Source organism: Streptomyces ureilyticus (genome assembly GCF_011045025.1).
GTDB classification, from domain to species: domain Bacteria; phylum Actinomycetota; class Actinomycetes; order Streptomycetales; family Streptomycetaceae; genus Streptomyces; species Streptomyces ureilyticus.
In genome coordinates this window covers 50,368-65,321 of sequence record NZ_JAAKZX010000010.1, presented here as the reverse complement: position 1 = coordinate 65,321, position 14,954 = coordinate 50,368, and the positions used below count along the sequence as shown (strand labels likewise).

At 69.7% G+C, this 14,954-nt stretch carries 13 protein-coding genes; 4 read left to right on the top strand and 9 right to left on the bottom strand.

The window, feature by feature from the left end:
- Positions 1 to 19: 19 nt before the first annotated feature.
- Positions 20 to 394, bottom strand: a complete 375-nt coding sequence (locus tag G6048_RS05265; protein WP_165338254.1) for an SseB family protein — start codon at positions 392 to 394, stop codon at positions 20 to 22.
- A gap of 367 nt (positions 395 to 761) precedes the next feature.
- On the opposite strand from G6048_RS05265, the gene G6048_RS05260 reads away from it, so the two are divergent.
- Positions 762 to 1,364: a TMEM165/GDT1 family protein gene (locus G6048_RS05260; RefSeq protein ID WP_165338253.1), complete on the top strand. Its 603-nt coding sequence runs from the start codon at positions 762 to 764 to the stop codon at positions 1,362 to 1,364.
- A 56-nt stretch (positions 1,365 to 1,420) separates the two neighbouring features.
- Complete coding sequence (locus G6048_RS05255) at positions 1,421 to 1,816, top strand: MarR family winged helix-turn-helix transcriptional regulator (RefSeq protein WP_165338252.1); 396 nt, start codon at positions 1,421 to 1,423, stop codon at positions 1,814 to 1,816.
- Positions 1,817 to 2,045: 229 nt separating this feature from the next.
- Here the strand turns inward: G6048_RS05255 and G6048_RS05250 are convergent, their stop codons facing one another.
- The gene (locus tag G6048_RS05250) at positions 2,046 to 2,444 is read right to left on the bottom strand and encodes an SseB family protein (RefSeq protein ID WP_165338291.1); all 399 of its coding nucleotides are present in this window, start codon (positions 2,442 to 2,444) and stop codon (positions 2,046 to 2,048) included.
- A gap of 114 nt (positions 2,445 to 2,558) precedes the next feature.
- Positions 2,559 to 3,800, bottom strand: coding sequence for an acyl-CoA dehydrogenase family protein (locus G6048_RS05245; RefSeq protein ID WP_165338251.1), 1,242 nt, complete (start codon positions 3,798 to 3,800; stop codon positions 2,559 to 2,561).
- A 247-nt stretch (positions 3,801 to 4,047) separates the two neighbouring features.
- Between G6048_RS05245 and G6048_RS05240 the strand changes: the two genes are divergently transcribed.
- A complete protein-coding gene (locus G6048_RS05240; RefSeq protein ID WP_165338250.1) occupies positions 4,048 to 5,313 on the top strand; it encodes an alpha-L-fucosidase in 1,266 nt (421 codons plus the stop codon).
- A gap of 69 nt (positions 5,314 to 5,382) precedes the next feature.
- Here the strand turns inward: G6048_RS05240 and G6048_RS05235 are convergent, their stop codons facing one another.
- Together G6048_RS05235 and G6048_RS05230 are read right to left on the bottom strand one after the other, a co-directional pair.
- The gene (locus G6048_RS05235) at positions 5,383 to 5,664 is read right to left on the bottom strand and encodes a metal-sensitive transcriptional regulator (protein ID WP_033318546.1); all 282 of its coding nucleotides are present in this window, start codon (positions 5,662 to 5,664) and stop codon (positions 5,383 to 5,385) included.
- Positions 5,665 to 5,838: 174 nt separating this feature from the next.
- On the bottom strand, positions 5,839 to 8,058 hold the full coding sequence (locus tag G6048_RS05230) for an NADP-dependent isocitrate dehydrogenase (RefSeq protein ID WP_165338249.1): 2,220 nt from the start codon (positions 8,056 to 8,058) through the stop codon (positions 5,839 to 5,841).
- 259 nt (positions 8,059 to 8,317) lie between these two features.
- On the opposite strand from G6048_RS05230, the gene G6048_RS05225 reads away from it, so the two are divergent.
- On the top strand, positions 8,318 to 9,718 hold the full coding sequence (locus G6048_RS05225) for an MFS transporter (protein ID WP_165338248.1): 1,401 nt from the start codon (positions 8,318 to 8,320) through the stop codon (positions 9,716 to 9,718).
- A 58-nt stretch (positions 9,719 to 9,776) separates the two neighbouring features.
- On the opposite strand, the gene G6048_RS05220 is transcribed toward G6048_RS05225, so the two are convergent.
- From G6048_RS05220 to lnt, 4 genes are all read right to left on the bottom strand, one after another.
- Positions 9,777 to 11,702 carry a helix-turn-helix domain-containing protein gene (locus G6048_RS05220; protein WP_165338247.1) on the bottom strand — a complete coding sequence of 642 codons (1,926 nt, stop codon included), beginning with the start codon at positions 11,700 to 11,702 and terminating at the stop codon, positions 9,777 to 9,779.
- Positions 11,703 to 11,760: 58 nt separating this feature from the next.
- Positions 11,761 to 12,561, bottom strand: a complete 801-nt coding sequence (locus G6048_RS05215) for a 3-hydroxybutyrate dehydrogenase (protein ID WP_165338246.1) — start codon at positions 12,559 to 12,561, stop codon at positions 11,761 to 11,763.
- A 60-nt stretch (positions 12,562 to 12,621) separates the two neighbouring features.
- Complete coding sequence (locus G6048_RS05210) at positions 12,622 to 13,095, bottom strand: NUDIX hydrolase (protein WP_165338245.1); 474 nt, start codon at positions 13,093 to 13,095, stop codon at positions 12,622 to 12,624.
- A 67-nt stretch (positions 13,096 to 13,162) separates the two neighbouring features.
- Entirely contained in the window at positions 13,163 to 14,776 is a 1,614-nt protein-coding gene (lnt, locus tag G6048_RS05205) for an apolipoprotein N-acyltransferase (protein WP_165338244.1), read from the bottom strand.
- Between the last annotated feature and the right edge of the window lie 178 nt (positions 14,777 to 14,954).

The following is a 14,954-nucleotide window of genomic DNA, read 5'->3' as shown; positions in this document are numbered from 1 at the left end:
CCTGCGACAGGGCGCGGCGTCAAGGTTCGCCGAGCAGCAACCGTACGCCGTCCGCCGACAGCGTCAGGCTGTCCGGCGAACCGGGGTCGATGGTGAGCGAGCGGCCTCCCTCGGGCCAGTGGGCCGGGAGCAGGCCGAGGGGTACGAGGTGGTAGGTCTGGACGTCCGGCAGCGCCAGGGCCATCCGCTCCTCGGAGGTGAAGACCTCCACGGAGCGGCCTGTCATCGTGAGCTTCAGTGTCGAGGCGTACGCCTCGTCGCGGGGGTCGGCCGGCACCAGTACCTTGCTCGCGGCCAACAGCGCCCGCGCGTCGCTGTCCTGGCCGTCGTAAGCCAGGACACCCAGGGCGCGCAGGATGCCGGCGGACGTGTCTTCGTCGGGAGGGCTGGTCATGGGGGCGCGTTTCGTTTCGTGTCCCGCGGACGACGTGTTCCGTCCGCGTGGGACCGTCCTTGTGGGACACCTGTCGCGTACCCTCCGTTCGCACGCTCATGCGAGACGCACGTGAACGACCGGTACACTGGGTGATCGCGAAGGGGAGTAGCTCTGCGAACCGGTCGTCGACACACTGGAGCCCACGGGTTCCCGGTGGCCGGGCCCGCGTGAACATGCGGGTGGGCGAGACCTTCGGCCAGGCATTGATGTGCTCGCACGCCGTGCGATGCACCCGTCATGCCGGGCCGATCGGTTCTCCCGTCGCCCCAGCCGAGGGCGCTTCGCGAAGATCCGGAAGGCCCGGCCCGTACAGAAAGCCACCCGGATGTCTCTCGCCCCTCTGGCGTCTCTCGACCCGTTGACGATCATCACCGCCTTCGGGCTGATCTTCCTCGCCGAACTTCCCGACAAGACGATGTTCGCGTCGCTGGCCATGGGCACCCGCATGCGGCCCTTGTACGTGTGGTTCGGCGCGTCGACCGCGTTCGTCGTACATGTCGCGATCGCCGTAGGCGCCGGCAGCCTCATCGGCCTGCTGCCCGACTGGACCGTCAAAACCGTTTCGGCCGCGCTCTTCGCCTTCGGCGCCTTCATTCTGCTGCGCGGCGAAGGGGACGACGAGGAGGCGGACGCGGGCGGCAGCCGGACGGTCACCGGATTCTGGCCGGTTTACACGACCGCCTTCATGGCCGTCTTCATCAGCGAGTGGGGCGACCTGACGCAGATCACGACCGCCAACCTCGCGGCCACGAACGGGATCGCGTCCGTGGCCATCGGCTCCGCCGCGGCCCTCATGTCGGTCTCCGCCCTGGCCCTGCTGGCGGGTCGCTTCATCGCCAAGCGCGTACCCCTGAAGACCGTCCAGCACATCGGCGGGCTGTGCATGCTCGGCCTCGCCGTGTGGTCGGTGGTCGAGATCTTCGCCTGACTCGGGTCACTAGTTGCACAGGCAACAAAAGTTCCCTTTTCTGTTACCGTGCATATATGTCAGCGGAGACGGCCGATTCCCGGCTCGAGGAGCGGTGGCGGGAGATCCTGGCGGTGCATGCGCGCACCACCTGCGAGATCGACCGCGAGCTGCATCCGCACGGCCTGGGCGCCAGCGACTTCGAGGTCCTCGACCTCCTCGTGGAGGGCGCGGCCACGCACCCGAGCGAGAAGTGCCGCGTGCAGGACATCGCCGACCGCGTCCACCTGAGCCAGAGCGCCCTGTCCCGCCTCATCGGCCGCCTGGAGAAGGAGGGCCTGGTCACGCGCTCCCTCTGCCAGGAGGACCGCCGCGGGGTGTGGGTCGCGCTCACCCAGAAGGGCCGCGAGCTGCACACGGAGGTACGGCCCCTTCAGCGCGCGGCGCTCGCGCGCATGCTGAAGGGTGACTGAACCTCCCGGGGCTTCGCCCCAGGCCTCCCCGCCAGGGGGTGGTTGGGTGACACTTCGTGTCACGACTGCGGCGCCGTCGTGGCTGGTCGCGCAGTTCCCCGCGCCCACCCCGCACCCAAGGGGCGCAGGGCTGTATAAATTTGCGGCTCCGCCGCGTGGGCGCGAGCAACCACAACGAACCCGCAGGCGCCCAACCGCCGGAGGGCAACCCGCAGATTCGAACCGGTGGCTAACGGATCAGGAGGGTGCGCACACCCTCCGAATCAAGCGTCAACCCGTGCGGAGAACTCGCGTCGATCGTCAGCGACAGATCCCCGGACGGCCACTGAGAAGCCAGCGCAGCGAGCGGGACCAGCCGGTACCGGGACACGTCCGGCAGCAGTTCAGCCATCCGCAGCTCCGACGTGAACACCGGCACAAGCGGCTCCTCACCGTCCTGCTCCAGGACAGGCAGCGCCACCACCGTGGGATCGGCCACCGCCTCGTCGTCGGTGTCATCGGGCACCGGAACCAGCACGTCCGTGGCGGCCAGCGTATCCAGCGCCGCATCGTCCTCGGTGTTCTCGGCCAGCACGCTCAGCGCCCGCTCCGCCGCCGACGTGACGCTGTCGTTCGAGGGTATTTCCATGGCACATCCCGACGTAGTGGCGTTTTCGGGCACCCGGACAACCGTTCGCCCGGGCGCGTGGCTCGCGTACCCGCCGTGGGGCAGGGCATTCCTGCCCCACGCATCACAGATGGCTCACGGGATGAGGGGGACGTCGTCCGAAGGCAGCCCGAGCCGGTCGCGGCCGACCCGCCGTGCGAGCGGCTCCGCCATGTTGGGGCCGAGATGCGACCAGTACGTGGCCGCGTCCCGGAAGTAGCGCTGCATCCGTTCCCCGTCGCGGGCGTACCGGGAGCCCGCCGTACGGAAGAGGGTGTTCTGCATCGCGTCCCAGGCCATACGGCCGGCGTTCAGGAAGACCATCGCGAGGCGGTTGTCCTCGGCGGTGGTGAAGGGGGCCTCGCCCGTCACGTTGCGGTGGCAGGTCTCCATGTACTCCTCGGCGGTGCGCTGGAGAGCGGCGTGCGCCGTGTGGATCACGCCGAGCGCCTCGCCCAAGTGGCGCTGGTAGTCGTGGAGTTCAGCCCGGGTGCGGTGGGGTTCCAGGGTCAGTGGGCGCTCGGCGACGATCCGCGCGTACTCGTCGGCGGCCGCGTACGCGGTGCCGATCATGATGGCGGCCAGCTCGCCGTGGAAGAAGCTGGGCGCGCGCCCCGCGTACATCGGGTTGCCGTGCAGCTCCGACCCGGGGGAGCCGCCCTCGACCGGCAGATCGAGCAGGCTCGCTTCCACGGTGAAGTACGCGGGGATGCGCGCCCGTTCCATCCGGATGCTGTTGGAGCCGCTGCCGCGCAGACCCAGGACACCGTGCCAGTCGTCGAGCAGCGTCCAGACCACGCGTGGCGCGACGAACAGCACCATCGGTCCTGGCGGGTCGCCCGGTTTCTCGGGGTCGCGCAGGATTTGGCCGACGAAGTGCGTGGAGTACGGGGAGCCCGAGGCATACGGCCAGTTGCCGTCGAGGACGACATGGCCGTGGCCGTCCGGCTCGGCCACGCCGACCGGCATCGCGGTGGACGCGGCCCGGAAGTCGCCCTCGTCACCGAAGATCTCGTCCTGCGCCTTCGCCTCGAACACGGAGGCCACTTGGAGGACATGGGCGGCGGTGAGCGAGAGGGCCCAGCCCGTCGAGGGGCAGCCACGGGCGATCTCGGTGACCACCCGGTAGAAGGTCGGCAGACCGAACTCGTATCCGCCGTAGCGGCGCGGCTGCAGGATGCGGTAGAAGCCGGCGCGTAAGAAATCCTCGTGGGTCTCCTTCGGGTAGCGCGTCAATCGCTCGGTCTCCGGCTGCCGTTCGAGCAGCGCGGGCCGCATGGCCACCGCCCGCTCGATCAACTCGCTTTCGGTCAGGGCGGGTTCGGGAGGGGCTATCACGGTGCCTCCTGAAGTATGGGGCCGTCCGTACGTAGAGCGGTACAGGTGATTGAACACGCGACCGGCACCTGATGTACCCATCGGATAGCGCCAAGTAGGCCCAACCGAGGGTGATCCGGGGGCGCACCGGGGGCGCACCGTCACGAGGTGTAGTCGTACTGCTGAGCATCGCCCAATGGTGAAAACCGACCAGTAGTGGTGACCGCCGCCCACGCACCGTCCACGGTGTCGCGCTTAGCGTGGGCGTATGCCGATGCAACCCTGGTTTCCCGACGCCAAGCTGGGCGTCTTCATCCACTACGGCATCTACGCCGTGGGCGGCGCTGCCGAGTCCTGGTCCTTCTACACGGGCGAGATGACGCACGAGCAGTACATGAAACAGCTCGACGGCTTCACCGCGTCGCGCTTCGACCCGGACGCCTGGGCCGAGCTGTTCGCGCGCGTCGGCGCGAAGTATGCGGTGCTCACCACCCGGCACCACGACGGCGTCGCCCTGTGGGACACCGACCACCGCAATCTCGACGTCGTCCGCGACACTCCGGCAGGACGAGACCTCGTCACCGGCTTCGTAGACGCGCTGCGCGCCCGGGACCTGAAGGTCGGCCTCTACTACTCGCACTCCGACTGGAACCACCCGGACTACGCGAGCGAGCGGCACCCGGGACCGCACCTTGTGCCCGCCAACGCCTACTCGCACGCCGGGCCCGGCAAGGAGGACCCTCAGACCTGGGCGCGCTACCTCACCTACCGCGACGGCCAGGTCCGCGAACTCGTCGAGCGCTTCCGTCCCGACATCCTCTGGTTCGACGGCGAGTGGGAGCGCACGGAGGAGCAGTGGCGGATGCGGGAGCTGGCCGATCTCATCCTCTCCAGCAACCCGGACACCATCCTCAACGGCCGCATGCTCGGCTACGGCGACTACGCCACTCCGGAACAGGGTGCCCCGCTCCAGGCGCCGGAGGGTCCATGGGAGCTGTGCCTGACGATCAACGACTCGTGGAGCTACAGGCCGCAGGACCGCGACTTCAAGTCGGTGCGCCAGTTGGTGCGTTACTTCGCGGAGACGATCGGCATGGGCGGCAATCTGCTGCTCGGCGCAGGGCCTCAGGAAGACGGCACGATCCCCGAGGAGCAGGTCGAACGCCTGGAGGGCCTCGGCGCGTGGATCGCTCGGCACGCCGACGCCGTGTACGGCACAGTCGCCGGGCTGCCCGCCGGGCACCACTACGGTCCCAGCACGCTGTCGGCCGACCGGCGCACGCTGTACCTGGTGTGTTTCGACGCACCGCGAGAGACCGTCTCCGTACGCGGACTGCGCAACCGCGTCCTGCGGGCCACGGTCCTGGGTACGGGCACCGAACTGGGCCACCATGTCACCGGCGGACTGGACGCGGTTCCGGGCGTGACTTGGATCGACGCGCCAGCTGCGGCCGACCTGGATGACCAGGCCACGGTGCTGGCCGTCGAACTGGAAGGGGAGCTGGATCTTTACCGGGGGGCGGGGCGGGACTGAGACCCTGCTGCGGTCACGCTCGTAGGCCCCCGGTACTGCGAGTCAGACGAAGGACTCGTGTACCCCAGCTCAGGCGAGGGAGAGGAAAAGCTTCTCCAGCCGGGCCCGCATCTGGTCGCGGTCCATGTCCGGCTCGCCGTTCTCGGGGGCCATGCAGTGCTCCAGACCGGTCGCGATGATCGCGAACCCGGCGCGGTCCAACGCCCTTGATGCCGCGGCCAGTTGGGTGACCACCTCGTCGCAGGAGCGGCCCTGCTCGATCATGTTGATCACGCCCGCTATCTGCCCCTGGGCTCGCTTGAGCCGGTTGATCACGGACTTCAGCTCGTCGGCCGCCATCTGCAGTTCCATACGAAGCGCTCCCTCGTCGTATACCCCGCCCGGTACTCTACGCCGCCGCTCCCCCGGCCTGCCGGGTCCTCGGTACAGAGACGCGACCGCCCCGGTCGGCTCGACTGCCGACCGGGGCGGAACGGGTTCCTTCCGGCGCGTTCGTACTTTCGCGAACCGAACCTCAGCGGAACGTCAGGCCAGCGTGGCGAGCGCCTGGTTGAGGGTCGCCGACGGGCGCATCACGGCCGACGCCTTGGCGGGGTCGGGCCGGTAGTAGCCGCCGATGTCGGCCGGCGAGCCCTGCACCGCGAGCAGCTCGTCCACGATGGTCTGCTCCTGCGTGGTCAGCGTCTCGGCCAGCGGGGCGAACGCCTTGGCGAGCGCCGCGTCGTCGGTCTGCTTGGCCAGCTCCTGGGCCCAGTAGAGGGCCAGGTAGAAGTGGCTGCCGCGATTGTCGATGCCGCCGACGCGACGGCTCGGCGACTTGTCGTTCTCCAGGAACAGGGCGGTCGCGCGGTCGAGGGTGTCCGCGAGGACCTGGGCGCGCGCGTTGTCCGTGGTCTGCGCGAGATGCTCGAAGCTGGAGGCCAGCGCGAGGAACTCACCCAGGCTGTCCCAGCGCAGGTAGTTCTCCTTCACCAGCTGCTGGACGTGCTTCGGCGCGGAACCGCCGGCGCCCGTCTCGAAGAGGCCGCCGCCGTTCATCAGCGGGACGACCGAGAGCATCTTGGCGCTGGTCCCCAGCTCCAGGATCGGGAACAGGTCGGTCAGGTAGTCACGCAGGACGTTGCCGGTGACCGAGATGGTGTTCTCGCCGCGGCGGATGCGCTCCACGGAGAGCTTGGTCGCCTCGACCGGGTTCAGGACGCGGATGTCCAGGCCCTCGGTGTCGTGCTCCGGCAGGTACTGCTCGACCTTCGCGATCAGCTGCGCGTCGTGCGCGCGGGTCTCGTCCAGCCAGAACACGGCCGGGTCGCCGGTGGCGCGGGCACGGGTGACGGCCAGCTTCACCCAGTCCTTGATCGGGGCGTCCTTGGTCTGGCAGGCGCGGAAGATGTCGCCGGCGGAGACGGTCTGCTCGATGACTACGTTCCCGGCCTGGTCAACGAGGCGAACGGTGCCGGTCGTGGGGATCTCGAAGGTCTTGTCGTGGCTGCCGTACTCCTCGGCCTTCTGCGCCATCAGGCCGACGTTCGGAACCGAGCCCATCGTCGACGGGTCGAAGGCACCGTTCGCACGGCAGTCGTCGACGACGACCTGATAGACGCCCGAGTAGCTGCTGTCCGGCAGGACGGCGAGCGTGTCGGCCTCCTCGCCGTCCGGGCCCCACATGTGGCCGGAGGTGCGGATCATGGCCGGCATGGAGGCGTCGACGATGACGTCGGAGGGGACGTGCAGGTTGGTGATGCCGCGGTCGGAGTCGACCATCGCCAGTTCGGGTCCCTCGGCGAGTTCGGCGTCAAAGGAGGCCTTGATCTCGGCGCCCTCGGGCAGGGACTCGAGGCCCTTGTGGATGCCACCGAGCCCGTCGTTCGGGGTGAGGCCGGCCGCGGCGAGCTTCTCGCCGTACTTCGCGAACGTCTTCGGGAAGAAGGCGCGCACCACGTGACCGAAGATGATCGGGTCGGAGACCTTCATCATCGTGGCCTTCAGGTGCACGGAGAACAGCACGCCTTCGGACTTGGCACGGTTGATCTGCGCGGTCAGGAACTCGCGCAGTGCCGCGACCCGCATCACGGAGGCGTCGACGACCTCACCGGCGAGTACGGGTACGGACTCGCGCAGCACGGTGGTGGAGCCGTCGTCACCCTTCAGCTCGATGCGCAGCGAGCCGGCCTCGGAGATCACCGCGGACTTTTCCGTGGAACGGAAGTCGTCCACGCCCATGGTGGCGACGTTGGTCTTCGACTCGGAGGTCCAGGCGCCCATGCGGTGCGGGTGGGCCTTGGCGTAGTTCTTCACCGAGGCGGGGGCGCGGCGGTCGGAGTTGCCCTCGCGCAGGACCGGGTTGACGGCGGAGCCCTTGACCTTGTCGTAGCGGGCGCGGATGTCGCGCTCCTCGTCGGTCTTCGGGTCGTCCGGGTAGGCCGGCAGCGCGTAGCCCTGCTCCTGCAGCTCGGCGACCGCGGCCTTGAGCTGCGGGATCGACGCCGAGACGTTCGGCAGCTTGATGATGTTCGCCTCGGGCGTCTTGGCGAGAGCGCCCAGCTCGGCCAGGTCGTCCGGGATGCGCTGCCCCTCTTCGAGGTACTCCGGGAAGAGAGCGATGATCCGTCCCGCCAGGGAGATGTCCCGCGTCTCCACGGTGACCCCGGCCGTCGAGGCGTAGGCCTGGATCACCGGCAGGAACGAATGCGTCGCCAGGGCCGGGGCCTCGTCAGTGTGCGTATAGATGATGGTCGAGTCAGTCACCGGGTGCTCCGCTCCACGTCTGCAACATTGCTCGACATCAAGATATCTCGTGAGCGGCCCTCCCCGGACAGGGCCCCGCGCAAGTGAGCCATGGCTGCGTCACACTCGGGGTCTCAGCTGGTCCCCGCCCTCAGGCTCATGGTGAGCAGCCGCACACTGTCGCCAAAAACTATGTTGTCCCCCCACATGTGACATGGACGTGCGCCTTCCTAGGTTGTGCCGACAAGTAAGCGTCCCCGCCCGCCTGGAAGTGGTGTTCATGGCATCCGCAGCAACCGCTCCCCCGCCACCCTCGAACCTCCGCCGGATCGTCGCCGCGAGCCTCATCGGCACCACGATCGAGTGGTACGACTTCTTCCTCTACGGATCCGCCGCCGCGCTCGTCTTCAACAAGCTGTTCTTCCCGGGCTCCGACCCGCTCGTCGGCACGCTGCTCTCGTTCCTCACGTACGCGGTGGGATTCGCGGCCCGGCCTCTCGGGGCGCTGGTCTTCGGGCACTACGGCGACCGGCTCGGGCGCAAGAAGCTGCTGGTGCTGAGTCTGCTGCTGATGGGCGGGGCGACCTTCGCGATCGGACTGCTGCCCACGCACGCGACCATCGGTACTGCGGCCCCGGTGCTGCTCACCGTGCTCCGCCTGGTGCAGGGCTTCGCGCTGGGCGGCGAATGGGGAGGCGCCGTGCTGCTGGTGTCGGAGCACGGGGACGCGCGGCGGCGCGGGTTCTGGGCTTCGTGGCCGCAGACCGGGGCGCCCGCCGGGCAGTTGCTGGCGACGGGTGTGCTCTCGCTGCTGACCGCGGTCCTCTCGGACGCCGCCTTCATGTCCTGGGGCTGGCGTATTCCGTTCCTGCTGTCGGGCGTGCTGGTGATCGTCGGTTTGTGGATTCGTCTGTCTGTCGATGAATCGCCCGTCTTCAAGGCGGCCCTCGCGCAGGCCGAGACACGCAAGGCGGCCCAGGACGGACCCGCCGAGAAGCTCCCGCTCGTGTCCGTGCTGCGGCACCACTGGCGCGACGTCCTGATCGCGATGGGCGCGCGTATGGCCGAGAACATCAGCTACTACGTGATCACCGCCTTCATCCTCGTGTACGCCACCACATCGGCCGGTCTCTCCAAGCAGACCGCGCTGAACGCCGTGCTCATCGCCTCCGCCGTGCACTTCGCCGTCATCCCGGCCTGGGGCGCCCTGTCGGACCGCGTCGGCCGTCGGCCCGTGTATCTGCTGGGCGCCGCCGGAGTCGGCCTGTGGATGTTCCCGTTCTTCTCGCTCATCGACACCGGGAGCTTCGGGAACCTGATCCTCGCCGTGACCGTGGGCCTGGTCCTGCACGGGGCCATGTACGCACCGCAGGCCGCCTTCTTCTCGGAGATGTTCGCGACCCGTATGCGCTACTCGGGCGCTTCGATCGGCGCACAGTTCTCGTCCGTCGCGGCGGGCGCGCCCGCGCCGCTCATCGCGACCGCACTGCTGGCCGACTACGACAGCTCCACTCCGATCGCCCTGTACGTGATCGGTGCGGCCGTATTGACACTGATCGCGGTGGGGGTGGCGAAGGAGACCCGGCACCGTGACCTCGCGGAATGGGAGGGTCAGGACGGCCAGGAGGACGCGGAGCCCGCGACGACGTCGGCCCGCGCCGCTGACGCCCGTCCCCTCTGAGACGGTTTCACGGCGCGCTTCCCCGAGACCGACCCCCGTGCGCCCGCGCGTACGGGGGTCAATGTCGCGCCGTGGACGACAACCGGTGCAGCCGTACGGCGAGTTGGATCTCCAGGGCCCTGGCCGGGCTATGCCAGTCGGGTCCGAGCAGCCGGCCCACCCGCTCCAGGCGCTGCGCGACCGTGTTGACGTGGACGTGGAGCTCGTCGCTCGTGCGCGCCGGGCTCCTGCCGCACGCGAAGTACGCGTCGAGGGTGCGCAGGAGATTGGTGCCGCGTTTCGCGTCGTACGTCACGACCTGGCCGATGGTGCGCTCGACGAATCCAGAGATGTCCCTGCTCCCGGCGAGGAGGAGTCCCAGGAACCCGAAGTCCTCGGCGGCGGCGCCGTCCCCGGCCCGGCCGAGCAGTCGCAGCGCGTCGCGGCATCGCTGCCCTTCCGCGTAGGCCTCGGCCACGCTGTCCGGATGGGCGGTGAGGTTCTCGACGGGCGCGGAGGCACCGACGGTGACCGCCTCGGAGACGGCGGTGCCCAGGTCTCCGGCCGTGCGGCGGGCCAGGTCCGTCGCGGTGTCACCGGGGCGCAGGGGCAGGAGCAGGACTGTGCCACCGTCGCGGGCGGCGGCAAGGCCGTGCCGGGTGGCGGCGAGGTGCGACGCGGCGGACCACAGCCTGCGGCGGGCGGCGGCCTCGTGGTCGGCGTCGGCGGCTGTGGAGTCGAGACGAGCGGCCAGCACCACGTGGGTGGCGTCGAGGTCGGCGTCCAGCCGGGCGGCACGCTCGCGCAGCAGCCGGGGATCGCGGTCGCGCGCGTCGAGCAGGTCGTCCAGCAACTCGCCGCGGACGCGTTGTTCGGCCTCGGCGGCCGAGCGGCGGGCCAGCAGCAGGAGCGAGGTGACCATGGCGGCCCGCTCCAGGGTGCGCTGGTCGACGGGGTCGAGCCCGGGATGGCCGTGCAGCAGCAGCGCCCCAAGCAGTTCACCGCCGGCGGCGACGGCCGCGACCCAGTCGTCACCGTGCCGGACTGCGTGTCCTTCGGCGCGTGATACCTCGAGGGCATCACCGGGTGCGGCGCCCGCCTCGACGAACTCCACAGTGCCGTCGAGGACTTGGGAGACCGCGGCCGCCACGTCGTGGACCCCGCCGCCGCGCAGGACGAGCTCGGCGAGCCGGTCGTGCACGTCCGAGGCACGCTCGATCACCCCGCTGCGATCCCGGATGATCTCGTTGGCCCGCTCCAGATCCCCGAGTGCTTCACGGGTCTCGGTGAGCAGGTTCGCGGTGTCGATGGCGGCGGCCGCCAGGGCGGCGAACGATCCGAGCAGCGCGATCTGCTCCCGCTCGAAGACCCGCGCACGGCGGTCGGCCGCGAAGAGCACGCCGATGACATGCGGGCCGAGCGTCAGCGGCACACCGAGGATCGCCACCAGCCCCTCGTCCCGTACACCCGCGTCGATGGTCGACGTGTGCTGGAAACGGTCGTCCTTGAAGTAGTCGTCGGTGACATAGGGGCGGGCCGTCTGGGCGACGAGCCCGCCGAGCCCCTCCCCCATGCCGAGCCGCAACTGCTGGAAGCGCGCCGCCACCGAGCCCTCTGTGACCCGCATGTACGTGTCGCCCTCGGCCGGGTCGTTCAGGCTGAGGTACGCGACGTCCGTACTCAGCAACGACCGGGCGCGCTGCACGATCGCCTGCAGCACGGCGTCGAGATCGCGCAGTCCCGCCAGGTCGTGGGCCGTCTCGAAGAGCGCGGACAGTTCGGCCTCGCGTCGGCGGCGTCCCTCCATCTCGGAGCGCACGCGCAGCGCGAGCACCTTGGCATGCTCCAGAGCGGCGACCCGCTCGGGCGGCAGTCCGTCGGCACGCGCGAGCAGCACCGGCTGCTCGTACGCGTCGGCGGACGCGCCCCGGGCCAGCAGCTCCAGGAACGGCGCCTCGGCACTCGCCTCGGAGCGCCCTGCGGACTGCAATTGATCGCGAGACATGTCCACCAGGATTACTCACCGCACCGACAGCCCGACCAGCCCTGTGGACAACTCACGCTCAGTGCGCGGCCCAGCCACCGTCGAGGACGAGTGAGGTCCCGGTGACGAAGGAGGCCTGCGGACTGCACAGGTACGCGACCGCCTCGGCGACCTCCTCCGGTTCGATGAGCCGCTTGATGGCGCTGTCCCGCAACAGGATCTCGGTCAGCACCCGCTCCTCGGGGATCCCGTGGGCCGCGGCCTGGTCGGATAGCTGCTTCTCGACCAGTGGGGTGCGCACATAGGCGGGGTTCACACAGTTCGAGGTGACGCCATGGGGGGCGCCTTCCAGGGCAGCGGTTTTGGAGAGGCCCTCCAGTCCATGTTTCGCTGCCACATACGCCGCCTTGAAAGCAGAGGCGCGCAGCCCATGGACCGACGACACATTGAGGATGCGGCCCCACCCCTGCCCGTACATGTGAGGCAGTGCCCCGCGGATGAGCCGGAAGGGGGCCTCCAGCATCACGGTCAGCATGGTGTGGAAGGTGTCGGGCGGGAACTCCTCGATCGGGCGCACCAGTTGCAACCCGGCGTTGTTGACGAGGACATCGGTGCCCGCGGCTGCGGACTCCGTGGCGTCCAGGTCGGTGAGGTCGAGGACGTCTGGTTCGACGGTGCCCGCGAGGCCCCGGGCCTGTTCGCCGAGCGTTTCCAGGCCCCCGGCCTCCCGGTCGACCGCCCGCACTTTGGCCCCCGCCGCGGCGAGCCGCAGTGCGCACGCGCGGCCGATGCCGCCTGCGGCGCCGGTGACGAGGGCGGTGCGGCCGCCGAGGTCGAGGGACGGGGCGTGGGGGCCTGCGAGGGCGCTGGGCGCGGTCATGCCCCGACCCTAGGCAGCAGCCACGCCCCGACCGATGTGGTCATCACCCACACTTCGCCCTCAGGTCATGGGGTGGAACCATGTGGGTTCCTCGGACAGTGCCTGCTTGATCCGGAACAGTCCGTGCTCATTCAGCTCCGGCAGGGCGTCGACCGGGAACCAGCCGACCTCCAGCGACTCGTCGTCGTTGACGCGTGCCTCGCCGCCGACGGCCCGGCAGCGGAAGGTGATGTCCATGAACTGACAGATGTCACCGTTCTCGTAGGTGAGCGGCTCCAGGGCCTGCACCAGGACGACCCGCTCGGCGACGCAGCGCACCGCCGTCTCCTCGTAGACCTCCCGTACCGCACAGGCCGCCGGCTGCTCGCCGGGATCCGGGATGCCGCCGATCACCGACCACCTGCGGGTGTCGGAGCGACGTCCCAGCAGCACTCTGTCCTCGTCGTCGAGGACGATGGCGGTGACTCCGGGAAGCCAGAGGAGCTGCTGGCCGGCGGTTGCCCGGATGGCGGTGATGAAGTCAGGAGTAGCCATGGAGCGACCCTAACGGCCCGGGTCCGTCAACTGCGGCGCTGACGAGGCGCGTACGACCGGCGTACGGCTACACGTCACCGGAGCGTCGACCGCGCACCCGCGCCGTCACCACCCAACCGAGCCCGCCGACCGCGACCAGTACGAGGGCCAGCTCGGGAAGCTCACCGAGACGCGTGGCCGGGGTCTGGGAGGAGCGCAGCGGCACCTCCTGGACCAGCGAGTCCGCCACGAACATGCCCGTCTTCTGCGTGATCTTTCCGTCGGGCATGATCACGGCGCTGACGCCGCTGGTGACCGGGACGGTGACCGTCCGGCTGTGCTCGACGGCGCGAACCCGGGACATGGCGAGCTGCTGGTAGGTCATCTCGCTGCGGCCGAACGTGGCATTGTTGCTCGGTACGGAGATCATCTGGGCGCCGTCGGTGACCGTGTCGCGCACGGCCCAGTCGAAGGCGGCCTCGTAGCAGGTCGCCAGTCCCACCTTGGTGCCCGCCATGGTGAACACGCCTGGCTCGCTGCCCCGGCTGAAGTTCTGGCGCACCATGGATGTCCAGTCCTCGTTGATGGCGCCGACGAGCGAGCGCAGCGGGAGGTACTCGCCGAACGGCTGGACCTGCCGCTTGTCGTAGGTGTCGCCAGGTCCCTTGTCGGGCTCCCAGAGGATCTGCTCGTTGTAGAGCTTGCCGTTCTTCGCGACGACGCCACCGACCGAGACGGGCGCGCCGATCGCCTTGACAGCCGAATCGATCACATCGCGGGCGTCGGGGTTGCTGAACGGGTCGATGTCGGAGGAGTTCTCCGGCCACAGTACGAAGTCCGGCTGAGGGACCTTGCCCGCCTTGACCTGCGCGGCCAGGCGCTCGGTCTCCCGGGCGTGGTAGTCGAGCACGGCGCGCCGCTGGGAGTTGAAGTCGAGGCCCGCGCGCGGGACGTTGCCCTGGATGACGGCGACGGTCGCGGTGCCGACCTCCGCCTTGTCGCTGACCAGGGGCGGAGCGGCGAAAGCGCCCACTACGGGGAGTACGAAGCTGAGCAGTGCCGCGGCGGCGGCCCCACGTCGTACGACATGAGTGCGCCTGACTTCGATGACCTGGCGGACGACCTCGTACAGCCCGAAGCCGCACAGGACGACCGCGAAGCCGAGCACTGGAGTGCCGCCCACCGCGGCGAGCGGCAGAAAGATCCCGTCCGCCTGGCCGAAGGCGATCTTGCCCCAGGGGAAGCCGCCGAACGGCACACGCGCACGTGCCGCCTCGCCGGCGGTCCACAGGGCGGCCGCCCACAGGGGCCAGCCGGGCAGTTTCGACACCGCCGCGATGCCGGCGCCGACGAGCGCGATGAACACCGCCTCGATGAAGGCGAGGGCCAGCCACGGCCCGGGCCCGACTTCCACCCCGGTCCATACGAGGAGGGGCAGCAGGAAGCCGAGGCCGAAGAGGTAGCCGAGCCGCAGGCCCGCCTTCCAGGTTCGGCCGCGCAGGCACCAGCCGAAGACCGCGAAGGCCGGCAGGGCGAGCCACCACAGGGTGCGCGGCGGAAAGCTGACGTAGAGGAGCACTCCGGAGAGCGCCGCGACGACGGCCGGACCGAACCGCTGGACCAGCCGTGCCCCGCGCGATGCGGGCCGGTCCTGCGGTCCGAGCTGTTCCGGCTGGTCTACGGATGTTGCTGTGGCGGTCACTCGGGGAGTGTACGGCGCGTGACCTGGCCACCGACAGCGCGGTCCGTCCGCCCCTGGCCAGGCTGCTCCACCCGACAGCTGCATCGTTTCTGCGCAACTCGTCCACAAAGCGGCGCACCACCCGTTACGGTGTGCCGAAGCCCCTCACGTACGGCCGTATCCGGCCAGTCGGTCGGGG